The sequence below is a fragment of the Kribbella swartbergensis genome (assembly GCF_054784135.1).
The window spans coordinates 200,783-223,323 of record NZ_BAAGPM010000034.1 but is presented as its reverse complement, the minus strand read 5'-3'; the positions used below and the strand labels follow the sequence as shown (position 1 = coordinate 223,323).

Sequence of the window (22,541 nt, the reverse complement as noted above, 5' to 3'; positions counted from 1 at the left end):
CCGATTCCAGGCCGCGCCGCCGGAGTTACGCTGACCAGGTGAGTCTTCCCTCCGCCGACCGTCCACTCCGGCGGGTCGCGATGATCAGCCTGCACACGTCGCCGCTGGATCTGCCGGGGACCGGGGATGCCGGCGGGATGAACGTCTACGTCGTGGAGTTGTCGAAGCGCCTCGCCGACCTGGGGATCGAGGTCGATGTCTTCACCAGGGCGACCTCCTCGAGCCTGCCCGCCCGGGTCGAGCTGATGCCCGGCGTCATGGTCCGCAACGTCGCGGCCGGCCCGTACGAAGGCCTGACCAAGAACGAGCTGCCCGCCCAGCTGTGCACCTTCGCCCGCGCCGTACTGCGGGCGGAGGCGATCCACGAGCCCGGGTACTACGACGTGATCCACTCGCACTACTGGCTGTCCGGCCAGGTCGGCCTGCTCGCCCGCGACCGGTGGGCCGTCCCGCTCGTCCACACCATGCACACGATGGCCAAGGTGAAGAACGCCAGCCTCGCGGAGGACGACGTACCCGAACCGCCTGCTCGCCTGCTCGGGGAGGAGCAGGTCGTCGAGGCGGCGGACCGGCTGCTCGCCAACACCGACGAAGAGGCTAACGAGCTGATCACCCTGTACGGCGCCCAGCCCGCGAAGGTCGGTGTGGTCAACCCCGGCGTCGATCTGGACATGTTCAGTCCTGGTGACCAGGCGGCGGCCCGGCGGGCGGTCGGGTTGCCGGAGGATGCCGTCGTCCTGACGTTCGTCGGGCGGATCCAGCCGCTGAAGGCGCCGGACCTGCTGATCCGGGCGGCCGCGCGGATGCTGCAGCGGGACCCGTCGCTGCGGGAGCGGCTGGTGGTCGCGGTGATCGGCGGCCCGTCGGGCAACGGGATGGAGCATCCCGAGTCGCACGCGGAACTGGCCCGGGCGCTGGGGGTCGACGACGTGACCCGGTTCGTCAAGCCGATGGAGCGGTCCGCGCTGGCCGACTGGTATCGCTCCGCGTCGGTCGTGTGTGTCCCGTCGTACTCGGAATCCTTCGGGCTGGTCGCACTGGAGGCGCAGGCCTGCGGTACGCCGGTGGTCGCGGCGGCCGTCGGCGGGCTGACCACCGCGGTCGTGGACGGGCGGACCGGGCTGCTGGTGCCCGGCCACGGCGTCGACGACTTCGCCGACGCGCTGACCAGGATCGCGACGGATCCGGCCACCCGCGAGACGATGAGCCGATCGGCGGTCGAGCACGCCCAGGGCTTCGGCTGGGAGCTGACCGCGAAGAAGACGCTGACCGCCTACCGGGTGGCGACCGAGACGATGGCGGCCGAACTGGCCGCGGAGGTGGCTGGATGAGGGTTTCGGCGGCGGACGTGATCCGCCAGGTCCTGAAGGAGAACGAGCTCGACTTCACCGAGGGCGAGCCCGGTGCCTTCACCGCGGACCTGCCGGGGGAGCGGAAGCTGAAGACGACCGTGTCGCTGACCGTCGGGCCGCAGGCGGTGCACGTGCACGCGTTCGTCGCCCGGCGCCCGGACGAGAACCACGAGGCCGTCTACCGCTGGCTGCTGGAGCGGAACCTGAAGATGTACGGCGTCGCGTTCGCCGTCGACCACCTGGGCGACATCCACCTGGACGGGCGGGTCCCGCTGCACGCGATCACCCCGACCGAGGTGGACCGGCTGCTCGGCGCCGTCCTCGAGTACGCCGACTCGTCGTTCAACACGATTCTCGAGCTCGGCTTCGCCTCGTCGATCCGCAAGGAGTACGAGTGGCGGGTCTCCCGGGGCGAGTCGACCCGGAATCTGGACGCTTTCAAGGGCTGGCTGGACCCCCGATAGTCTGGGCCGCATGACCTATCGCCTGATCCTGCTCCGCCACGGCCACAGCGACTGGAACGCCAAGAACCTCTTCACCGGCTGGGTCGACGTCGACCTGAACGCGCAGGGCGTCGAGGAGGCGCAGCGCGGTGGCGAACTGCTGCGCGACCGCGGCCTGCTGCCGGACGTCCTGCACACCTCGGTGCTGCGCCGGGCGATCCGGACCGCGAACATCGCCCTCGAGGTGGCCGACCGCCAGTGGATCGACGTACGGCGGTCCTGGCGGCTGAACGAGCGGCACTACGGCGCGCTGCAGGGCAAGGACAAGAAGCAGACCCTGGAGGAGCTCGGCGAGGAGCAGTTCATGCTGTTCCGCCGCTCCTACGACACCCCGCCGCCGCCGATCGAGCGCGGCTCGGAGTACGACCAGGCCGGCGACCCGCGCTACGCCGGGCTGCCGTCGGAGATCCTGCCGTCGACCGAGTGCTTGAAGGACGTCGTCGAGCGGATGCTGCCCTACTGGTACGACGCGATCGTGCCCGACCTGCAGGCCGGCAAGACCGTCCTGGTCACCGCCCACGGCAACTCCCTGCGCGCCCTGGTCAAGCACCTGGACAACCTGGACGAGAAGACGATCGTCGGCCTGAACATCCCGACCGGCATCCCGCTGTACTACGAACTCGACGAGGATTTCCACCCGGTCACGAAGGGCGGCGAGTACCTCGACCCGGCGGCCGCCCAGGCAGCCATCGAGGCAGTCAAGAACCAGGGTCGCTAGGCCGTCCGCGGCCGGGCGACACTCGCAGGGGGACGGGCCGCACCCCGGGGACCGCACGGTGAGCCGGTGAGTCTCGTACGGGCCTCGTTGCGGGCCGCCCACCGCCTGTTGACCGACGACAACGTCGACCTCTGGCTGCTGACCGCCGCGGCCGGGGTGTTCACGGTCCTCGGGATCGTCGACGTCGCGAGTATGAGCGTGCTGAGCTCGGCGATCCTCGCGCTGCTCGCGGCGCTGGCCGTCGCCCAGATCCGCTCCCGCCGGCTGGTCGCGGAGATCGCCGACCGCACCGAGCCCGCCGACGTCCTGCTGCGCGACTTCCCGGACGACCTGGTCCGGCGCCGGGCCGAGGCCGACGACATCCTGCTGGTCGGGATCGCGATGGCACGCACCGTGCAGGGTGCTCGCGACGACTTCCACCGGGCGCTGACCCGCGGCGCACGGATCCGGGTTCTGGTCGTCGACCCGACCGACCAGGCGCTCGTCGAGCAGGCGGCGCTGCTGCGTCCGGCCGGTCGCGCAGCCCTGCTGGCGCAGCGGATCAGGGCGACGCTGGACGAACTGGTCGAGCTCAAGGACAGCACGCGAGGCAACCTGGAGATCCGGGTCGCACCGTTCGTCCCGCCGATCGGCGTCAACCTGGTCCGCGTCGCCGGCTCGGCGACCGTGACCATCCAGCACCCGGAGCTCAGGCCCGCCTCCGAGCCCGGACCGATCCTGCACTTCGCCGAGGCCGACGGCGGCTGGTTCACCTTCTACGCACAGCAGGCCGAGCGGCTCTGGGAGGCCGGTACCGCGTGGCCTCCGCCCCCCAGCCGCCGCTTGAACGCGATCGCACGTCCTCAGTTCGTCCAGTCGTTCGGCACCGAGCTGCTGAGCGCGATGAAGGAGGCGGACGACCTGTTCGTCACCGGCGTGGCGCGCAACACGCTCCTGGTCGAGAACTACACCGAGTTCGAGCGCTGGCTGCGGCGCGGCTGCACGATCCGGATGCTGCTGATCGAGCCCACCTCGAGCGCGGTCGAGATCGCTGCCCAGCGGTACTACGCGGAGCGGTCCCCGGAGTCCACCAAGGCGCGGATCGAGCAGTCCCTGCGCCTGCTGTCCGAGCTGGCCGCGTCGACTGGTGGAGCCTTGCAGGTCCGGCTGACGAGTCACCCGATCCCGATCGGCGTCGTGGCAGTGGACGCCGCCGGCGGCCGGTACAGCGAGTACTCGGCCCTTTCCTCGAGTACTACACGTACCAGGCGGCCGGCGAGCCGAAGTTCGTGCTCCAACCGGCCGACAGCTGGTTCCCACAGTTCCTGGCCGAGGCCGAACTGCTGTGGAGCGCCGCCCGCGAGCTGCCTCTCCCCAAGCCCGAATCCGCCTGATCCGGCGGATCGTCAGTTGGTGCCGTTGGGGGAGGGGGCGGAGGCGCCGGCGCCGGAGCCGGCGGCGGTGCCGCCGACGGCGACCGGGAGTTCGCCGGTGACCAGGTAGACGACCCGGCGGGCCATGGAGACGGCGTGGTCGGCGATCCGCTCGTAGTACCGGCCGAGCAGGGCGATGTCGACCGCGACCTCGACACCGTGCGGCCAGGAGTCGTCCATCATCAGCCGGAACTGGTTGCTGCGCAGCTTGTCCATCTGGTCGTCGGTGGCCTCCAGCTTGGCGGCCGCGTCGACGTCGCGGGTCTTGATCACGTCACCGGCCGCGTCGACCATCGTGCCGGCCACCGAGCCCATCTCCTCGATGACGCCGTGCAGCTCCTCCGGGATGGCCGGCGACGGGTAGCGCAGCCGGGCGATCTTCGACACGTGCGCGGCCAGGTCGCCCATCCGCTCCAGGTCGGCCACCATCCGCAGCGCCGCGACCAGCATCCGCAGCTCGTTGGCGACCGGCGACTGCCGCGCCATCAGTTCGAACACCTTCTCCTCGACGCCCTCGCCGGCCGCGTCCAGCTGGATGTCGGCCGCGATGACCTCTTCCGCCTTGCGGATGTCGGCCTCCAGCAGCGCCGCGGTCGAGCGCCGTACGGCGGTGGACACCGTCCGGGTCATCCGCTCCAGCTCGGCGAGGATGTCGTCGAGCTGCTCGTGGTAGGTGTCACGCATGGTGTTCGTTTCCGATCTGTGCTGTCCGGTGCCGCGGTGGGCCGGGAGGCAGGCACCGGCCTGGTACCCGCCCAACGGTGACCGTATGCCGTCGAGGTTGCCGGTTGGCGACGAGTGGTGAACGCCTGATGAACAGTTGTGTCGTCCCCCGGTCATCCGGTGATCATTCGGTCTTTCCCTGCTGGTCGCCCGCGTAGCATCGTTGCCGTGGACCCCACGCTGGCTGCGGTGCTGGGCGGCGTCATCGGCGCGGCCCTGGCCCTGCTTTCGCTCGGCGCGATGATGCTCAGTGAGCGGGCGCAGCGCACGATCCCGGAATCCCCGGACCCGGCGGTCCCGAGCGGCGTCGCCACCGTGCTGTCGGTGCTGCGCTCGTCCGCGGTGGTGATGGGCCCGGAGGACCAGGTGCTCCAGGCCAGCGCCCCGGCGCACGTGCTCGGCATCGTCCGGGGCGAGCGGCTGGTCGTCGACGACCTGCTGACCATGGTCCGGGCGGTCCGCCGCGACGGCGAGATCCGCCAGCAGGACCTGGAGATCGTCCGCGGCCGGCTCGGCGCCACGCAGTACGTGAGCGCCCGGGTGGCGCCGCTGGGCAGCCAGCTCGTGCTGGTGCTGGTCGAGGACCGGACCCGGGAACGCCGGCTGGAGGCGATCCGGCGGGATTTCACCGTCAACGTCAGCCACGAGCTGAAGACCCCGATCGGGGCGTTGATCCTGCTCGCCGACGCGGTCTCGGAGGCGTCCGACGACCCGGAGGCGGTGCAGCGGTTCTCCGGCCGGATGCGGGTCGAGGCGTCCCGGCTGAGCCGGCTGGTGAAGGAGATCATCGAGCTGTCCCGGCTGCAGGGCGACGACCCGCTGGAGAACCCCGGCCCGGTCGACATCAACGCGGTGATCGAGACCGCGGTGGACCGCTGCCGGGTGGACGCCGAGGGCCGCGACATCAAGATCGTGGTGAAGTCCGATCCGGACCTGGAGGTGATGGGCAGCGAGGACCAGCTGGCCATCGCGATCGGCAACCTGGTCGAGAACGCGGTCAACTACAGCCCGGACGGCACCCGGGTGGCGGTCGCCGCGCACCCGATCGGCGACCTGGTCGAGGTGACCGTCAGCGACCAGGGTGTCGGCATCCCGAGCAGCGACCTGGAACGGATCTTCGAGCGGTTCTACCGGGTCGACCGGGCCCGCAGCCGGGAGACCGGTGGTACCGGCCTGGGCCTGTCGATCGTCAAGCACATCGCCTCCATCCACGGCGGCGACGTCCGGGTCTGGAGCGTCGAGGGCCAGGGTTCCACCTTCACGATGAGACTCCCGCTGCGGCTCGAACCCGCACCGGGCCAGACCGGCTCCCCCAGCCAGGCGGAGCCGGCCGTACCCCTGACGCCTACCCCGTCAGGTCAGATCACAAAGGAGACAGCTTCGTGACCCGAGTGCTGGTCGTCGAAGACGAAGAGAGCTACAGCGACGCGTTGTCGTACGTGCTGCGCAAGGAAGGGTTCGAGGTCGCCGTCGCGGAGACCGGACCGGACGCGCTGGACGAGTACGACCGGGCCGGTGCGGACATCGTCCTGCTCGACCTGATGCTGCCGGGGCTGTCCGGCACCGAGGTGTGCCGTGCCCTGCGCAGCCGGGGCAACGTCCCGGTGATCATCGTCAGCGCCAAGGACACCGAGGTGGACAAGGTGGTCGGCCTCGAGCTGGGTGCCGACGACTACGTGACCAAGCCCTACAGCCCGCGCGAGTTGCTCGCGCGCATCCGCGCCGTACTGCGGCGTGGCCAGGACGTCGAATTGCTGCCGGACACCCTGGAGGCCGGCCCGGTCCGGATGGACGTGGAGCGGCACGTGGTGACCGTGTCCGGCACCGAGATCCGGCTGCCGCTGAAGGAGTTCGAGCTGCTCGAGATGCTGCTCCGCAACACCGGCCGGGTGCTGACCCGCGGGCAGCTGATCGACCGGATCTGGGGCGCTGACTACGTGGGCGACACCAAGACCCTGGACGTGCACGTGAAGCGGCTGCGCTCGAAGCTGGAGAAGGACCCGTCGAACCCGCAGCACCTGGTCACGGTGCGTGGTCTCGGCTACAAGTTCGAGTCCTGAGTCACATCCCCACAGGTCGCACCGGCTCGTGGGGTTAGCTTAGGCTTTCCTTAGTTGAGGCATTTCACTCTAAGGAGAGTCACCATGTCCTGGTCCCGTACTCGGGCCGTTGCCGCGATCGCCACCGTGCTGGTCGCGACGACCACGCTGACCGCCTGCGGGAGCGACGCCGACCAGCAGGCCGGCGGTTCTGCCGGTACGGCGGCCGCCGGGTTCCCGGTCACGTTGAAGAACACGTTCGGCGAGACCACGATCACGAAGAAGCCGGAGCGCATCGTCACGCTCGGCTGGAACGCCCAGGACGTGGTCTACGCGCTCGGCGAGACGCCGGTCGGGATGCCGAAGGTGACGTACGGCGCGACGCCGGCCGGGGTGACCGCCTGGGACGCGGACAAGTTCGACGCCTCGAAGACCGAGTTGCTGGACACCGCCGACAAGTTCCCGTTCGAGAAGATCGCGGCGCTGAAGCCGGACGTCATCCTGGCGCCGTACGAGGGCTTCGACGCGGCCACGTACAAGACGCTGTCGGACATCGCGCCGACCGTCGCCTACCCCGGCGCGCCGTGGCAGACCACCTGGCAGGACCAGACCCTGCTGATCGGCGAGGCGCTGGGCAAGAAGGCCGAGGCGGAGAAGCTGATCGCCGGCATCAAGGACCGGATCAGCCAGGTCGCGAGCGAGCACCCGGAGTTCAAGGGCAAGACGATCGCGGTCGGCTCGTTCGGCGCCGAGAACTACGTGTACATGCCGGGTGACCCGCGGGTGCAGATCCTGAACGAGATGGGCTTCGTGAACGCGCCCGGTGTCGAGGCGCTGGAGAAGACCAACACGAAGAAGGAGTTCGCGCTCACCATCAGCAAGGAGAAGGTGGGCGACGTGGACGCCGACGTGGTGGTCGCGTACGTCGACGGGCTCGGAGCGCAGAAGTTCAACGCCGACCCGGTCTACTCCTCGCTCGGCGCGGTCAAGCGCGGCAGCGCCTACGTGATGGAGGACCAGCAGGTCATCTCCGGGATGAGCGCCGTCAGCGTGCTGAGCGTCCCGTGGGTGCTGGACAAGATCATCCCCGGCCTCTCCAAGGCCGCCCAGGCCGCAGGCTGACCTACCGCCCCGACGCGCAACCTGATCCCACCGCCCCGACGAACGGGCCGCCCCACATCGGGTCGGCCCGTTCCGCGTCCTGGCGGGCCCGTCCTGCCTGGCCGCCGGTCGTGGGGATCGGCTGGCGTCAGCCGTGGCCGCCGGTGCCCTCGTCGGCGCGCGGGGTGGGGGAGTAGTGGTCCTTGGCGAGAACCGGGATGTGGGTGGTGATCGGGGCGGCCTTGCCGAACGTGATGGTCACGTTGATCATGTCGCCGGGCTTGCCGCCGGTGACGGTGATCGGCTCGCCGGCCGCCTCGCCGGTCTCGGTGCCCTCCTGGCCGGTGGCCGGCGGCAACACCGTCGACGTACCGGCCTTCAGGTCCAGGGTCTTGACGTTGCCGAACGTGACCGAACTCGGCTGATCACCGGACTGCCCGTCCCCGGACTCCTCCGGCGCCTGCTCGATGCCGGCCAGGGTGTCGTCGGTGGAGCCGTTGTTGACGATGACCGCGTGCAACTCGCCCTTGCCGTCCTCCGACGCCAGCACCAGGACGTTACGGACCGCGATCGAGCCGGAGTCGGCGTTGGTGCCCTCGGCCGGCTGGTACGGCTGCAGCGTCTGGGCGTTGAAGTTCGCGCCGCAGGCCGCCAGCGCGATACTCAAGGTGGCGGCGGCACCGGCCAGCGCGGTGCGCCGGACGAACCGCGAGGACAACGTGATCGGCACTGGATTCCCTCTCCTGCAAGGCTGTTCGACGCCGTCAGGCTGTGGCTCGTGGGCTGCTCGCGCTGTCCCTCGTCCATGGCCTCCGGCGCGTCACAGCGTAGCCCTCGCTCCCGTCGGACCCGACGGCGGGATGGCCGTTCGGGGGCGTCGCGAGGGTGTCCCCGGCAACCTTTCCCGCGCGCACGAGGCACGGCCCAGAGCGTTTGTCAAGGCGGGAAATGGCCTCTGACCAGCGCAAACGCCCCGACCGGACCAGCGACTGCGTGGTAGGATGGATCTCGGAAAGGGGCACGTGACATATGACTTTCACAGTCGGCGAGACGGTTGTTTACCCCAATCACGGAGCGGCCGTCATCGAGGACATCGAGACCCGTCAGATCAAAGGTGAGGACAGGACCTATCTGGTCTTGAGGATCGTCGCTCAGAACGACCTGGTCGTCCGGGTCCCCGCGTGCAACCTCGATCTCGTCGGCGTGCGTGACGTCGTGGATCAGGCCGGTCTGGAGCGCGTCTTCGACGTGCTGCGGGCGCCGCACACGGAGGAGCCGACCAACTGGTCGCGACGTTACAAGGCGAACCTGGAGAAGCTGCACTCCGGTGACGTGCTGAAGGTGGCGGAGGTCGTGCGCGACCTGTGGCGCCGTGAGCGTGACCGCGGTCTGTCCGCCGGTGAGAAGCGGATGCTGGCGAAGGCTCGCCAGATTCTGGTCTCCGAGCTGGCGCTGGCCGAGCACACCAACGAGGACAAGGCGGAAGCCATCCTCGACGAGGTTCTCGCTTCCTGATCGATCCGATCAGACCGAGTCGAAGTACGTGATCCTGCCGTCCTGCGCGGGCTCCCGATGAGTACCGCGGCCATCATCCCGGCGGCCGGTCTCGGACTCCGGCTCGGTGGTGAGACCCCGAAAGCGTTTCGGGAGGTCGGTGGCGATTCGCTGCTGGTCCACGCGGTTCGTGGACTGCGCGCAGCGACCGCCGCCGACCTTTCCTGCGTTGTGGTCGCCGTCCCGGCGGGCACCGAGGACGCCGTCCGGAAGGACCTCGAGCCGTACGCCGGTGACGCCCGGCTGACGGTGGTCGCGGGCGGTGCGGAGCGGGCCGACTCGGTCCGTGCGGCGCTGGACCTGGTCCCGGTCGACGGGATCGACTGCATCCTCGTCCACGACGCGGCCCGCGCGTTCGTGCCGGCCGAGGTCGTCGACCGTGTCGTCGCCGCGGTCCGTGCGGGCGCGCCGGCCGTCGTACCGGCGGTGCCGGTGACGGACACGATCAAGCAGGTTTCCCAGGCCGGTGAGGTCGTCGACACGCCCGATCGTTCGAGGTTGGTCGCCGTACAGACTCCGCAAGGTTTCGACCCCGCCGTACTGCGTCGTGCGCATGCGGCCGGTGGTGCCGGTGCGACGGATGACGCGATGCTGTGTGAACGGCTCGGCGTGACCGTTGTGACGGTCGAGGGGTCCGAGGACGCGTTCAAGGTGACGCGGCCGCGGGACCTGCTGCTGGCCGAGGCGTTGCTCGCGGCAAGGAGGCTGACGTGAAGGTCCCACGGGTCGGCACCGGGATCGACGTACACCCACTGGAGGAAGGCCGCCCGATGTGGCTGGCCGGACTGCACTGGCCGGAAGAGACCTCCGGACCGTCGGGCCACTCGGACGGCGACGTCGCGGCTCACGCCATCTGTGACGCCTTGCTCAGCGCGGCCCGATTGGGTGACCTGGGCTCCAACTTCGGTACGTCGGAGCCGCAGTGGGCAGGTGCTTCGGGAGCGGCGCTGCTGACCGAGGCGGCGCGCCGGGTGCGGGCCGCCGGGTTCGAGATCGGGAACGTCTCGGTGCAGGTCATCTGCAACCGGCCGCGGTTCGCCCGCCGTCGCGAGGAGGCCGAGAAGGCGTTGAGCGCGGCCTGCGACGCGGAGGTCTCGGTGAGCGCGACGACGACCGACGGTCTCGGCCTGACCGGCCGAGGCGAAGGCATCGCGGCCATCGCCACCGCGCTCATCTACTGACGGCCCTGTTTCGAAAGGCTGACCGGCTCGGTCGAGAACCGGGCTGCCCTCGGGTCCAGTTCGTCCCCGGTCCGTTCGGTCAGTACGCCGTACAGCTCGGGGCGCCGACCACGGAGCCAGCGGCGGCCCGTTGCCAGCGGCACCAGTTCCAGGTCGAGGTCGGCGACCACCACGGACTCGGACGGCACCGGGGTCTCCGCGACGATCCGGCCGTAGGGGTCCAGGATCATCGCGTTGCCGGTGCGGAGTTCGTCGTCGTCGCGGCCGACACCGTTGCTGAACAGCACGAACAGGCCGTTGTCGTGCGCCCGGGCGGGGAGCCAGCGCATCAGCCAGCCGCGCCCGTTCGGGCCGTTGAACGCGGCCTCGATCGCCTTCTGGTCACCGCTCTCCCAGATCTCCAGCGGGATCGGTTTCATCCCGTGCGGACTGCGCGAGCTGGTACCGCCGGTCTGGTGCGGCGCCAGCAGAACCGTTGCCCCGAGCAACGCGGTGATCCGGACGTTCTCCACCAGGTTGTTGTCCCAGCAGATCAGCACCCCGGCCCGGAAACCCCACGGCGTGTCGAACACGGTGTACGACGACCCGCTCGCGATCGCCTCGTGCTCGAACGCGTGCAGCTTCCGGTGCACGTGGACCTCGCCGGTCGGCAGGCAGACGGCGTACGAGTTGAACAGTTTGCCGTCGGCATCCTCCAGGAACCCGACGCCGAGTCCCGCGTCGAGTTCCTTGGCCAGGGCAAGAACCTGGCCGACCAGCGGACCGTCGGCGGGCGACGCGAGTTCGTGCAGGCGTTCGGCGGTGTGCCGGCGGAGGTGCCAGTAGCCGAGCAGGCACATCTCCGGGAACGCGACCAGCCGGGCACCGTCGGCGACCGCCTTCCGGGCCAGCCGCTCGACGGTGGCGAGGTTGGCCGACGGCTGGTCCGGCACCGCCTCGAACTGGACGACAGCGCTGCGAAAGAGGTTCATCTCCCCATCGAAACGCCGAACGTTCCATGACGTCCAATAGCTGTTTGATCAGATTCCATATCGTGGAGTTATGGATCTCCGACTGCTCCGGGCGTTCGTCACCGTGGCCCGGCTGCGCAACTTCGGCGCCGCGGCCGAGGAGCTGTCGACCAGCCAGCCCGCGCTGACCAAGCAGATCCAGGTCCTCGAGCGCCGGGTCGGTTCGGTGCTGTTCAGCCGGGGGCGCCACGGGGCCCGATTGACGTCCGCCGGGGAACTGCTGCTTCCTGACGCTCTGGAGTTGCTGGACCGGGCGGAGGCCTTCGATCGCAGAGCCGCTCAGGTCGCCGCCGGGAGCGAAGGCTCGCTGGCGGTCGGATTCGGGCTGTCCGGGATCGAGTTGGCGCCACGCGCTGTAGCGCTGTTCCGCAGCCGCTGGCCCGGTGTCTCGGTGTCCCTCGAGGACATGTCGTCGGCGGTCCAATGCGAACGCCTGCTCGCGGGCAATCTCCAGATCGGCTTCGTCCGGCTCCCGGTCCCGGCCGGCCTCGAACACCTACGGTTACGACGGGACCGCCTGGCTCTCGCGGTCCCTGACGGCGTCGACGTACCGAGGGATGTCGGTGGCTGGCTCGACGACCGGCCGCTCGTCCGTCTCACTCCGTCACGAGGGCCCGGTCTGACCGCTCAGATCCACGTCCTGTACGCCGAACTCGGCTGCCATCCCGGCGTACTCCAGGAGGCCGCCGACCTGCAGACCGTGCTGGTCTTGGTTGCCGCGGGCGCCGGTCCGGCCGTCGTACCTCAATCCGCCGAACGGATCGCTCCCCCTGAGCTTCGCCTGGTCCCGCTGCCCGGCCGGGCCGCCTCCTGGTGGATCGGTGCGGCCTGGGCGACTCGGACCCCGCTCACCGAGCGCTTCGTTCAAGGCCGCTGCCGAGGTCGCCCGCTCTTGAGCGCCGGCAGCTCGGTCGAGTCGAGCCACTGGGAGAACAGTTCGCGTACGGCGTTCCCGTCAGAACTGAACGTGACGGCCAGTGCGACGAACTCGTCCGTCGTCACCGAGCCGTGGCGATGCGACCGGGTCCACGTCCGCAGCAGTTCGAAGAACGCGTCGTCGCCGAGCTGCTGCCGCAGTACGTGCAGAGTGATCGCACCCCGCTTGTAGAGACGGTCGTCGAACATCATTTCCGGGCCGGGATCGGACAGCAGCAGGTCCTGCGGCAGGTTCTTCAGGCGCGAGTGCGCTTTGGAGACCTGCTGCGTCGCGGTCAGCCCGCCCGACGCCTCGGACCACAGCCACTCGGCGTAGCAGGCGAATCCCTCGTTCAGCCAGATGTGCTGCCACGCCGCCGGGGTCAGGCTGTTGCCGAACCACTGATGCGCGAGCTCGTGCGCGACCAGCCGTTCGGATCCGCGGCGGCCGTCCAAATGGTTTCGGCCGAACACCGAAATCCCTTGTGCCTCCAGGGGAATCTCCAGCGGGTCGTCCGTCACCACGACCGTGTAGCCGGCGAACGGATACGGACCGAAGAGCCGGCCGAACAGCTTCATCATGTCCTGCTGGCGGCCGAAGTCCGCCCGGAACTCCCGCAGCAGCGACGGCGGCAACACGGCCTGGGTCGGCACCGGTGACGAGGCCAGGTCGACGGCGTCGTACCGGCCGATCTGAACGGTCGCCAGGTACGTCGCCATCGGCGCGGCCTGGTCGAACACCCAGGTGGTCCGGCTTGCCTTCACCCGCCGGGACACCAACCGCCCGTTGGCGACCACGTGGTACGGCGAATCCGTGGTGATCGTGATCCGGTAGTGCGCCTTGTCGCCGGGGTGGTCGTTGCAGGGGAACCAGGTCGCCGCGCCGCTCGGCTGGCCGGCGACGATCACGCCTTCGGTGAGTTCCTCCCAGCCCAGTTCTCCCCACGGACCGTCCTCGGGCTTGGGGTTGCCGGCGTACTGGATGTCGACGGTGAACTCGGCCCCGTCGAGGATGCTCGCCGAGATGTGCAGCTTCCCGGGGCGCTGGGTGAAGCGCTGTGCCCGGCGGCCGTTGACCGAGACCTTCGACACCCGCAGGCCGGACAGGTCGAAGCTGATCCGGGACAGGGCCTGCGTCGCCACCGCGGTGATGGTGGCCTTGCCGGACAGCCGGTTGCTGCTGACCCGGTAGTCCAGGTCCAGCTCGTAGGACTCGACGTGGTAGCCGCCGTTGCCGTGGGAGGGTACGTAGGGGTCGCCGGCCGTCGACGCCCCGGGCTGCTGCCTGTTGTCGGGGGCAACCATCAGCTCTGCCAGGGGGCGATCGGGTTCCCGGCCCAACGCGTCCCGGCAGGTACACCTTCACCGCGCATCACGAGCGACACCGGCCCGATGGTAGCCCCCGCTCCGACCGTGGCGGCCGGCAGGACGATGCCGTGGGGGCCGAGGGTCGCGCCCGGGCCGAAGGTGACGGTGTTCATGGAGAGAACTCGATCATGAAACAGGTGCGTCTGCAGCACACATCCGCGATTCACCGTGGCGCCGTCGCCGAGGGTGACCAGGTCCGCCTCGGGCAACCAGTACGTCTCGCACCACACTCCCTTGCCGATCTTGGCCCCGAGCGTCCGCAGCCAGAGCGCGAGCACCGGCGTACCGGCCGCCGCATTGGCGAACCAGGGCGCGGCGACCAGTTCGACGAAGCTGTCCACGACCTCGTTGCGCCAGACGAACGAACTCCACAACGGGTACTCGACCGCGCGGGTCCTGCCCACGATCACCCATTTGGCGACGGTCGCCGTCCCGCCCGCGACCGCGCCGGCGGCGAGGATCACCGCACCGGACAGCAACACCGTCAGCCACGGCCCGAGCCACACGTCGAGCGCCTGCAAGGCGAACAGCACGCCGAGCGCGATCGCCACCGTGCACATCATCGGCACGAATCGGCACAGCTCGACCAGCGCGCGGGCCAGCTTGAGCTCGAGCGGCGGGTCGAACGTCCGGCTCTGGTCACCCTCGACCGCCTGACGCCGGAGTTTCACCGGCGGAGATCCGAGCCACGACGTACCGGCCTTCGACTTCTTCGGGGCGGCCGACAGGACCGCGACCAGCCCGTTCTTCGGCACCGACCGGCCCGGCGCGGTCATCCCGGAGTTGCCGAGGAACGCACGTTTCCCGACCTTCGCGGCGCCACGTGCAGCCAGCCGCCGCCCAGTTCGTACGACGCGATCATCGTGTCGTCGGCCAGGAACGCGCCCTCGCCGACCGTCGTCATCTTCGGCAGCAAGAGCACCGTCGACGCCTCGACGTCCCGGCCGACCTTGGCGCCGAGGGCCCGCAACCACCACGGCGTCAGCAGGCTCGCGTACAGCGGGAACAGCAGCGTCCGGGCCGAGTCCAGCAGCCGCTCGGTCGCCCAGACCTGCCAGCCGATCCGGCTCCGCACCGGGTAGTGGCCCGGCTTGATCCCGATGCCCAGCAGCCGTACGCCGACGAGCGTCAGCCCGGCCAGGGTGGCGAATCCGACCAGCGTCATCAGCGGAACGGCGGTGAGAGCTTCGAGAGCGGCCTCACCGAGAGTCTCGGTGCCCTGCACCGCGTTGCCCAGTACGGCGATCGCCGCCGCGGCCGCGGCCACCGGGATCAACGACATCACGACGGACTGAGCGCCGTACGCGAGAACCCACCACGGCGCCCGGGCCGGCCGGTGATCGGGCCAGGGGCGCCTGGCACGGCCGATGCGGGTCGCGGGGGACCCGGACCAGCGCTCGTTGGCGGGGACCTTGCCGGAGACGGCCGAGCCGGCGGCGATCTCGGCGTTCCGGCCGATCTCGGCACCGGGCAGCAGAGTGCTCCTGGACCCGACGACGGCCTCGGCGCCGACGCTCACCGGACCGACGTGCAGTCGGTCTCCGTCGATCCAGTAACCGGCCAGGTCCACTTCGGGTTCGATCGAGGCGCCGCGGCCCATCGTGAGCATGCCGGTGACCGGCGGCAGTGTGTGCAGGTCGACGCCGCGGCCGATCTTCGCACCGAGAGCCCTTGCGTAGTAGGCGATCCAGGGCGCGCCGGCCAGGTTGGCGGCGCCGGCCGCGTCGGCGAGGTTCTCGGCGGCCCAGAGTCTCACGTGGACGTTGCCGCCTCGGGGGTAGGTGCCGGGTTTCAGGTTGCGGAGCAGGAGGCGGGCGCCGATGACGGCGATCCCCATCCGGCCCGCCGGAGTGATCAGGACCAGCCAGCCGGCCAGGATCCACCACCAGGAGACCGTTCGGACCCAGGGGAGTGGGCCGGCGAACTCGGCGAGCAGGTTGTTCAGCGTGAACAGGTAGACGAGCCACCGGACTCCGACGACCGTCTGCAGGATCAGCGTCAGCGCGGTCTGCAGCAGTTGGGTGGCCTTGGGGGTCGGCCTGACCTCACGGACTTCTACGGGCTCGGTGAGCTTCGTGGTCGCCTCGTCGAGCCGATCAGCCAAGGCCCCGAGCCGTGGGTACTCGTAGATGTCCGCGACCGTGACGTCGGGGTATCGCTCGCGGAGGGCTGACACGAGTTGGGCGGCGGCGAGACTGCCGCCGCCGTGCAGGAAGAAGTCGTTGTCGGCGCTGGTGACCTTGGCTCCGAGGACCTTCGTCCAACGCTCTGCGAGCCAACCGGCTGTCCCGTCGAGCTCGGCCGTGGGGCCGTCGGTGTCCATGCCTTCGAGCGGCCAGGGGAGCGCGTCGCGATCCACCTTGCCCGACGTCCTGGTCGGCAGGGTGCCGACGATCGCCAGCAGCGGTACGAGCGCCGCGGGCAGGGCTTCCCGGAGTCGTTCGGTCGCCGCCTGCTGGTCGAACACGGTCGGGTCTTCTGGTACGACGTACCCGACGAGCAACTGGTTACCGGCGGCGCTGGTCCGGACCGCGGCGGCCGCGCCGGAGACGTTCGGCAGCGCCTGGAGAGCGGCGTCGACCTCGCCGAGCTCGATCCGGCGGCCGCCGAGTTTGATCTGCTCGTCCGCGCGGCCCTGGAAGATCAGGCCTTCCGGCTCGTAGCGGACGAGGTCGCCGCTGCGGTACGCGCGTTCCCAGCCGAGGGTCGGCATCGGGGCGAACTTCTCGGCGTCCTTGGCCGGGTCCAGGTACCGGGCCAGGCCGACCCCGCCGATGATCAGCTCACCGGTCTCGTTCTCGGCCACTTCGTTGCCATTGGCATCTACTACGGCGAGGTCCCAGCCGTCGAGCGGCAGGCCGATCCGGACCGGGCCCTGGCCGGTCAGCCGGGCGGCGCAGGCCACCACGGTCGCCTCGGTCGGGCCGTACGTGTTCCAGACCTCGCGCCCGTCGGTCGCCAGCCGTTCCGCGAGCTCGGGCGGGCAGGCCTCGCCGCCGAAGATCAGCAGCCTCACCTGGTCGAGCGCGTCGGCGGGCCAGAGGACGGCGAGGGTCGGGACGGTGGAGACGATCGTGATGCCTTGCGCGACCAGCCACGGGCCCAGGTCCATCCCGCTGCGGACGAGCGACCGCGGTGCGGGGACGAGGCAGGCGCCGTGACGCCAGGCCAGCCACATCTCCTCGCAGGACGCGTCGAACGCGACCGACAGTCCGGCGAGCACACGATCGTCCGGGCCGATCGGCTCGTCCTGGAGGAACAGCCGCGCCTCGGCATCCACGAAGGCGGCCGCGGATCGGTGCGTGACCGCGACACCCTTGGGTACGCCGGTCGAGCCCGAGGTGAAGATGATCCACGCGTCGGCGTCCGGATCCGGGCCGTCCGCTCTCGGTGGTTCGATCTGTGCCGAGTCCATCCGGGCCGAATACGGGTGGTCGAAGTACCCGTCGGCGTTGTCGTTGCCCTGCGGCGGTCCGGCCTGGGTACGGAGCAGGTCGAGCTCGAGCTCATCGGTGACGATCGCCGCGACGGCCGCCTCACCGAAGACGAGCTCGGCGCGCTCCTCCGGGTCGTCCGCGTCGACCGGCACGTACGCCGCCCCGGCCTGGAGTGTGCCGAGGATCGCGACGTACAGATCGTTGTGCCCGGACGAGATCCGCACCCCGACCCGATCGCCCGGCCCGATCCCACCCTCGGCCAGCCGCCCCGCGAACTTGGTCGCCTGCTCGAGCAACTCCCGGTAACTCAGGCTCACGCCACCGTCGTCCAACGCCGGTTCGTCCGGGTACCTGGCCGCCGTCTCCCGCAACACCTCCACCAACGTCCGCGCCGGCGCCGCCCGCTCCCCCCGCCGCAAGATCACGGCCGGATGATACGCCCTCTGGTTGACGACCCCACCAACCCGAACAACACCACTCGGTGGGTTACTCGACGAGGTCGATCGGAGCGGCGTAGGTGTTGCAGGCCTTGTTCTCGCCGATGTTGTAGCCGTTCTGGATCCAGAAGCCCTGGCTGGTGGCGCGGCCGTGGGTGCGTTCCTCCGGGGGCGTGTTGGGCGATTCGCCGAAGCTGTTGCTGGACTGTTCCTTGAACTCGTCCATGCGGTCGGTGAGCGGGTAGGTACTGGCGACCGCCTTGCTGAAGACGCCGGCGAAGCAGGAGGCCTGGAGTTCGTTGCGGCGGGAGTACTCGAGCTTCCGGTCCGGGTGGTCCTGCAGGTACGCCGCTCGCGCGTAGAACAGCCCGGTGACGCCCTGGACGTGGTGGCCGTACTCGTGCGCGATCGTCATCAGGTACGCCAGGTCCTGCTCCGGTCCGAACGCCTTGTTCATCTGCTGTACGTCGGTGTACATCACCTGATTGCCGTAGCAGTAGAACGCCAGCACCCGCCCGGAGAGCGGAGCGAAGTTGCCGCAGGGGGTGACGACCGGCTTGTCGAACACGACCAGGCCCGGGTCGGGCTTCTCGTCGCCCAGGCCCTTGAAGATCGGCCGCCAGGCGTCGTTGAGGCAGGTGAACAGCTTCTGGTAGTACACCTTCTGCGCCGCCAGGCTGCCGTTGCCGAGGCTCGCGGCCCTGCAGTTCTGCTCGGGCAGGCCGCCGGAGCGGTAGATCTCGGCGTTGAGCAGGTAGTCCTCCGCCGAACCCTTCTGCGGGTTGGTGCTCGGCGTCGGCACGACCGACGGGCCGGTGACACCGGGTTGGGCGGTGTTGTCGTCGCTGCCGCCGGTGAGGATCACGCTGATGGCAGCCAGCGCCCCGCCGACGATGACGAGCATCACAAAGCCGAACAGGATGAGCCGGACCGCACCACCCCGGCGCTTCGGCGGCTGGAACCCGTTGAACTGTCCCTGCCCGCCGTAGTACGGCTGATTCCACTGACCCGGGTACGGCGTCTGGTACTGACCAGGACCGGGCTGGAACTGCGGACCGGGCTGGAATTGACCCGGCTGGAACTGACCGGGACCCTGCTGCGGCCAAGGGGCCGCCTGCGGCGGCGGCAGGACACCAGGGGGTGGGCCGACGGGCCGATCCTGCGGACGGCCCCCGTAGCCGTACGGACTGCTCACCGGTGTTGCCCTCCTGCCGCTGGACTGCGTGACTCGAGTTCGCTGGACGAACCGGCACGAGACTACTCTCGACCCATGTCACTGAAGCGCCGCCTCCTGCCGGCTGCCCTGCTGATGTCCCTGACCGCCCCGTTCGTTGCCCTCGGCACATTGCCCGCCCACGCGGCCGACGACCAGATCACGGCGTACTCCGCGGAGGCGACGCTGACCAAGGACGGCGCACTGCAGGTCAAGGAGACAGTGGACCTGACCGCCGGCGGTACGACGTTCAGCCGGACGCTGACCACGAAGGTCCGGGCCGACGCCGAGCGGGACCGCACGTACGACGTCCGCGACGTGTCGGCGACCGTGAACGGTCAGCCGGCGCAGGGGTTCAGCGACGAAGGCACCGACGACGGCCGGCGGCTGACGCTGAACGCGTCCGGCCAGTCGAAGATCGTCTACAGCTACACCGTGGACAACGTGGTGGCCGAGACCACCGAGGGCCGCGAGGTGAGCTGGCCGATCGTGCAGGGCTTCGGTACGTCGGTGCCGAAGGCCACAGTCACCGTGAATGTGCCGTTCGCGACCTGGGTGACCTGCATCGCCGGGCGGGTCGGTTCGAGCATGCCGTGTACGTCGTCGCAGCTGGGCGAGTCGGCCGCGGTGCAGATCGACCAGAACGGCGTACCGGCGGGTGGAAGGCTGACCTTCCTGACCGGGTTGAGCGACCAGGCGACGGTGCAGCCGAACGCCGAGTTCGCGGCGCGGTGGAGCCTGGGCCGGGCGTTCACGGTCGACTCCAGCACGCTCGGGCTCTCCGCACTGGTCTTCGGCCTCGGACTGCTCGGTGCCGTGGCGCTGTGGTACTTCCGCGGGCGTGACGCGGCGAAGGTCGGCGGCGGTGCGCCGGAGCGGCCGGTGCTGGACAGCCCGGACGGGCCGCAGTTCGCAGCGCCGGACGGGATCCGGCCGGGGCAGGTCGGCACGGTGGTGGACGAGACGGCCGATGTCGTCGACATCACCGCGACACTGCTGGACCTCGCCGTACGCAACTACCTGACGATCGTCGAGCTGCCGCGGCAGAGCCAGTTCGGCAAGCTGGACTGGGAGCTGCGCCGGCTGAACCAGGGTGGTCCGGAGCTGCTGCCGTACGAGAAGGCCCTGCTCGACGCGGTGTTCGTGGACGGCGACTCCGTGGTCGTCTCCACACTCGGCCCGTCGCTGCGGCCGCGGCTCAACCTGGTGCGCGAGCAGTTGTACGCCGACGTCGTGACGCAGGGGTGGTTCGCCAGCCGCCCGGACGCGGTTCGGAACCGCTGGACCACCGCGGGCATGGTGTTGCTGGGTGCGGGCGTCGTACTGACGCTCGTGCTCGCCATCGTGACGAAGTACGCGCTGGTGGGCTTCGCCGTCATGCTGGCCGGACTCGTGCTCGCACTCATCGGTCAGGTCGCTCCGGCCCGCACTGCCCGTGGTGCGGCCGTGCTGGGGCGTGTGGCCGGCCTGCAGCGGTATCTGCTCGACGAGACGTCGGCAGACCTGCCGCAGAGCCACCGGCTCGAGTTCGCCTCGCGCTGCCTCCCGTACGCCGCTGTGCTCGGCCTGACCGAGAAGTGGGCGCTGGAGATCGCCGCCACCGATGACGACGACGACCCGGACGCCGGCATCGGCTGGTACTCCGGACCGGAGAACTGGCACCTGTCCGACATCGGTGAGTCGCTCAGCAACTTCGTGACGTCCTTCGGCGGCACGCTGGCCACGGCACGCCGCCTGTTCTGAGCCGGAAACGCAGAAGCCCGGGTCCAGTGCGGACCCGGGCTTCTGCGTCGTACCGTTAGGCCACTCGGGCCTCGGGCGCGGTGTAGGTGTTGCAGGCGTTGGGCTGCTTGCTGTTGTACCCGGCGATGGTCCACTGGTAGTTGCTCACCCGGTTGCCGTGGTCGTGCACACGCGGCCGGGAGTAGTCGTCACCGGTGTGGGCGATCAGGAACTTCCAGTTCTGCAGCAGCGGGCCGCGCATCGGGATGAACGCCGCGTTCGCGCCCAGGTACGCCGCGCCGAGGCAGGTGGCCTGCAGTTCCCGGCGACGGCTCTCGAGCAGCTTCTGGTTCGGCGTCATCTTCTGCTGGCGCGCGACCGAGGCCGCCAGGATGCCGCTCAGGTTCTGGACGTGGTGGCCGTACTCGTGCGCGAACGTGTTCAGCATGATCGCCCGGGCGTACACCGGGTTGCTCCGGTAGTACCGGTTGTCCACCGTGAACGGCAGGTAGATGGTCGCGTTGACGCCGCAGTACGACGCCCGGACGCTGCGCTGCATGCCACACGGGGACGACAGCTTGCCGGCGTACACGACCGCCTTCGGGGGCCGGAACGGCAGGCCGGCCTTCTTCATCGCCAGGGACCAGGTCCGGTTCAGGCACGGCAGCAGAGTGTTGTAGTAGTTCCGTGCGGCGGTGAAGTTGATCGGCGCGAACGGCGGCTCGGCACACTTCGCGGCCGCGATCGGTCCGACGGTGTACAGCTTGTTCGCGGTCAGGATCTCGTCCTGGGCCGGTGCGGGGGCCTCGGTGGGTGTCGGCGACGCCTGGGAAGGAGTCGGGGACGGCGACTCCGACGGGCTCTCCGACGTGACCGGCGAGGGGCTGTTGGTGGTCTGCGGGGCGTCGTCGCCGAGGTTGCGGACCAGGAGCGTGACGCCGGAGCCGACGACCAGGACGGCGAGCACCACCAGACCGATCAGCAGGCCGCGGGTCCGGTTCGCCTGCTTGCGGCGGCGGCCGGGACCCGGTGGCTGCGGGATCGGGATCGGCGGGTACTGCCAGGTGGGCGGCTGCTGCACCGGCTGCCCCATCGGCCCGATCTGCCCCCGCTGCGCGGCGTGCCGAGGTCCACTCTGCTGCTGCCGGTTGGGCGGCAAAGCGTTGCTCCACGGCGACGGAGCCTGCTGCTCGGACCCGGCTTGCGGAGCCCACAAGTAGGACCCTTCCGAGTACGCCCCCGTCCGCCCCACCTCATCCCCACCCCCCTGCGGCGGTGTCGCTGCACCTTCACCTACCCCCTGCGGCCCACCGGCCTGCGGCCCACGGCTCGGTCCGGAACCCTGCTGAGGTCCGCTCTGCGGCCTGCCGCCGTACGCCGGCGCCGACTGCCACCCCGCCTGCCCACCACCGGCCCACCCAGCCCCGCCCGGCACACCGGCCGAACCCCCGCCGGACTGCTCGGTCCTGGACCAGCCCGCACCACCCTGAGCCGCACCGCCGTGCGCCGGACTGCCTTGCGGCCGAACCGCCTGTGCCGGACCGCCCTGAGCGGTACCGCCGCCCGGGCCAGCACTGCCTTGCGCCGGACCGCCCTGCGCGGGACCGCCCTGGGGCGCACCGCCTTGCGCGGGACCGCGCTGCGGACCGCTGTGCGCCGGACTGCCTTGCACCGGAGCCCCCTGCACAGGACTGCCCTGCGCCGGACTGCCCTGCGCCGGACCGCCCTGGGTAGCACCGCCTTGTGCCGGACCGCCCTGGGTAGTGCCGCCCTGAGGGACGCCGGTGTGTGGCGGACCGTCCTCGGGTCGAGCGGTCAGCGGGGGCCTGGGCTGCTCTGGACGGGTTTGCCAGGTC

General features: G+C 70.1%; 19 protein-coding genes and 1 pseudogene. 12 read left to right on the top strand and 8 right to left on the bottom strand.

Features of this window, described 5'->3' with window-relative positions:
• Nucleotides 1-80: 80 nt before the first annotated feature.
• The 4 genes from mshA (at nt 81) to ACYVOK_RS30135 (ending at nt 4,055) form a co-directional block, all read left to right on the top strand.
• Entirely contained in the window at nt 81-1,331 is a 1,251-nt protein-coding gene (gene mshA / locus ACYVOK_RS30150) for a D-inositol-3-phosphate glycosyltransferase (RefSeq protein ID WP_460666345.1), read from the top strand.
• Nucleotides 1,328-1,816 carry a type III secretion system chaperone family protein gene (locus tag ACYVOK_RS30145; protein ID WP_460665960.1) on the top strand — a complete coding sequence of 163 codons (489 nt, stop codon included), beginning with the start codon at nt 1,328-1,330 and terminating at the stop codon, nt 1,814-1,816. The genes mshA and ACYVOK_RS30145 overlap by 4 nt, the downstream gene beginning before the upstream one ends.
• Before the next feature lie 10 nt (nt 1,817-1,826).
• Nucleotides 1,827-2,573, top strand: a complete 747-nt coding sequence (locus ACYVOK_RS30140) for a phosphoglyceromutase (RefSeq protein WP_460665959.1) — start codon at nt 1,827-1,829, stop codon at nt 2,571-2,573.
• 66 nt (nt 2,574-2,639) lie between these two features.
• The gene (locus ACYVOK_RS30135) at nt 2,640-4,055 is read left to right on the top strand and encodes a hypothetical protein (RefSeq protein WP_460665958.1); all 1,416 of its coding nucleotides are present in this window, start codon (nt 2,640-2,642) and stop codon (nt 4,053-4,055) included.
• On the opposite strand, the gene phoU is transcribed toward ACYVOK_RS30135, so the two are convergent.
• Nucleotides 3,959-4,669 (bottom strand): phosphate signaling complex protein PhoU, encoded by a 711-nt coding sequence (gene phoU, locus ACYVOK_RS30130; protein WP_460665957.1) that lies wholly within the window; start codon nt 4,667-4,669, stop codon nt 3,959-3,961. The genes ACYVOK_RS30135 and phoU overlap by 97 nt on opposite strands.
• A gap of 207 nt (nt 4,670-4,876) precedes the next feature.
• On the opposite strand from phoU, the gene ACYVOK_RS30125 reads away from it, so the two are divergent.
• From ACYVOK_RS30125 to ACYVOK_RS30115, 3 genes are all read left to right on the top strand, one after another.
• A complete protein-coding gene (locus ACYVOK_RS30125) occupies nt 4,877-6,094 on the top strand; it encodes a sensor histidine kinase (RefSeq protein ID WP_460665956.1) in 1,218 nt (405 codons plus the stop codon).
• Nucleotides 6,091-6,768: a response regulator transcription factor gene (locus ACYVOK_RS30120; protein ID WP_131353111.1), complete on the top strand. Its 678-nt coding sequence runs from the start codon at nt 6,091-6,093 to the stop codon at nt 6,766-6,768. The genes ACYVOK_RS30125 and ACYVOK_RS30120 overlap by 4 nt, the downstream gene beginning before the upstream one ends.
• A gap of 84 nt (nt 6,769-6,852) precedes the next feature.
• On the top strand, nt 6,853-7,869 hold the full coding sequence (locus tag ACYVOK_RS30115; protein WP_460665955.1) for an iron-siderophore ABC transporter substrate-binding protein: 1,017 nt from the start codon (nt 6,853-6,855) through the stop codon (nt 7,867-7,869).
• 127 nt (nt 7,870-7,996) lie between these two features.
• Here the strand turns inward: ACYVOK_RS30115 and ACYVOK_RS30110 are convergent, their stop codons facing one another.
• Nucleotides 7,997-8,578 carry a hypothetical protein gene (locus tag ACYVOK_RS30110; RefSeq protein WP_460665954.1) on the bottom strand — a complete coding sequence of 194 codons (582 nt, stop codon included), beginning with the start codon at nt 8,576-8,578 and terminating at the stop codon, nt 7,997-7,999.
• Between the two features lie 299 nt (nt 8,579-8,877).
• Between ACYVOK_RS30110 and ACYVOK_RS30105 the strand changes: the two genes are divergently transcribed.
• The 3 genes from ACYVOK_RS30105 to ispF are packed head-to-tail and all read left to right on the top strand — an operon-like array spanning nt 8,878 to nt 10,583.
• A complete protein-coding gene (locus tag ACYVOK_RS30105) occupies nt 8,878-9,363 on the top strand; it encodes a CarD family transcriptional regulator (RefSeq protein WP_460665953.1) in 486 nt (161 codons plus the stop codon).
• A gap of 57 nt (nt 9,364-9,420) precedes the next feature.
• The gene (gene ispD, locus ACYVOK_RS30100) at nt 9,421-10,116 is read left to right on the top strand and encodes a 2-C-methyl-D-erythritol 4-phosphate cytidylyltransferase (RefSeq protein WP_460665952.1); all 696 of its coding nucleotides are present in this window, start codon (nt 9,421-9,423) and stop codon (nt 10,114-10,116) included.
• Nucleotides 10,113-10,583 (top strand): 2-C-methyl-D-erythritol 2,4-cyclodiphosphate synthase, encoded by a 471-nt coding sequence (gene ispF, locus ACYVOK_RS30095; protein WP_460665951.1) that lies wholly within the window; start codon nt 10,113-10,115, stop codon nt 10,581-10,583. The genes ispD and ispF overlap by 4 nt, the downstream gene beginning before the upstream one ends.
• Here ispF and ACYVOK_RS30090 read toward each other — a convergent pair.
• On the bottom strand, nt 10,577-11,554 hold the full coding sequence (locus tag ACYVOK_RS30090; RefSeq protein WP_460665950.1) for a nitrilase family protein: 978 nt from the start codon (nt 11,552-11,554) through the stop codon (nt 10,577-10,579). The two genes, ispF and ACYVOK_RS30090, sit on opposite strands and share 7 nt — an antisense overlap.
• A gap of 70 nt (nt 11,555-11,624) precedes the next feature.
• Here ACYVOK_RS30090 and ACYVOK_RS30085 point away from each other — a divergent pair.
• Nucleotides 11,625-12,392 (top strand): annotated as a pseudogene (locus tag ACYVOK_RS30085) (LysR family transcriptional regulator); the annotation flags it as partial.
• Between the two features lie 65 nt (nt 12,393-12,457).
• On the opposite strand, the gene ACYVOK_RS30080 reads toward ACYVOK_RS30085, so the two are convergent.
• The 4 genes from ACYVOK_RS30080 to ACYVOK_RS30065 all read right to left on the bottom strand — a co-directional run bounded on the left by ACYVOK_RS30080 (nt 12,458) and on the right by ACYVOK_RS30065 (nt 18,945).
• A complete protein-coding gene (locus ACYVOK_RS30080) occupies nt 12,458-13,813 on the bottom strand; it encodes a M1 family metallopeptidase (protein WP_460665949.1) in 1,356 nt (451 codons plus the stop codon).
• On the bottom strand, nt 13,813-14,652 hold the full coding sequence (locus tag ACYVOK_RS30075; protein ID WP_460665948.1) for a hypothetical protein: 840 nt from the start codon (nt 14,650-14,652) through the stop codon (nt 13,813-13,815). The genes ACYVOK_RS30080 and ACYVOK_RS30075 overlap by 1 nt, the downstream gene beginning before the upstream one ends.
• Entirely contained in the window at nt 14,649-17,738 is a 3,090-nt protein-coding gene (locus ACYVOK_RS30070) for a non-ribosomal peptide synthetase (RefSeq protein WP_460665947.1), read from the bottom strand. Before ACYVOK_RS30070 ends, ACYVOK_RS30075 begins: the two co-directional genes overlap by 4 nt.
• Before the next feature lie 61 nt (nt 17,739-17,799).
• On the bottom strand, nt 17,800-18,945 hold the full coding sequence (locus tag ACYVOK_RS30065) for a neutral zinc metallopeptidase (RefSeq protein ID WP_460665946.1): 1,146 nt from the start codon (nt 18,943-18,945) through the stop codon (nt 17,800-17,802).
• A 75-nt stretch (nt 18,946-19,020) separates the two neighbouring features.
• On the opposite strand from ACYVOK_RS30065, the gene ACYVOK_RS30060 reads away from it, so the two are divergent.
• Nucleotides 19,021-20,706 carry a DUF2207 domain-containing protein gene (locus ACYVOK_RS30060; protein ID WP_460665945.1) on the top strand — a complete coding sequence of 562 codons (1,686 nt, stop codon included), beginning with the start codon at nt 19,021-19,023 and terminating at the stop codon, nt 20,704-20,706.
• 55 nt (nt 20,707-20,761) lie between these two features.
• Here ACYVOK_RS30060 and ACYVOK_RS30055 read toward each other — a convergent pair whose 3' ends face one another.
• Nucleotides 20,762-21,778, bottom strand: coding sequence for a neutral zinc metallopeptidase (locus ACYVOK_RS30055; protein WP_460665944.1), 1,017 nt, complete (start codon nt 21,776-21,778; stop codon nt 20,762-20,764).
• Between the last annotated feature and the right edge of the window lie 763 nt (nt 21,779-22,541).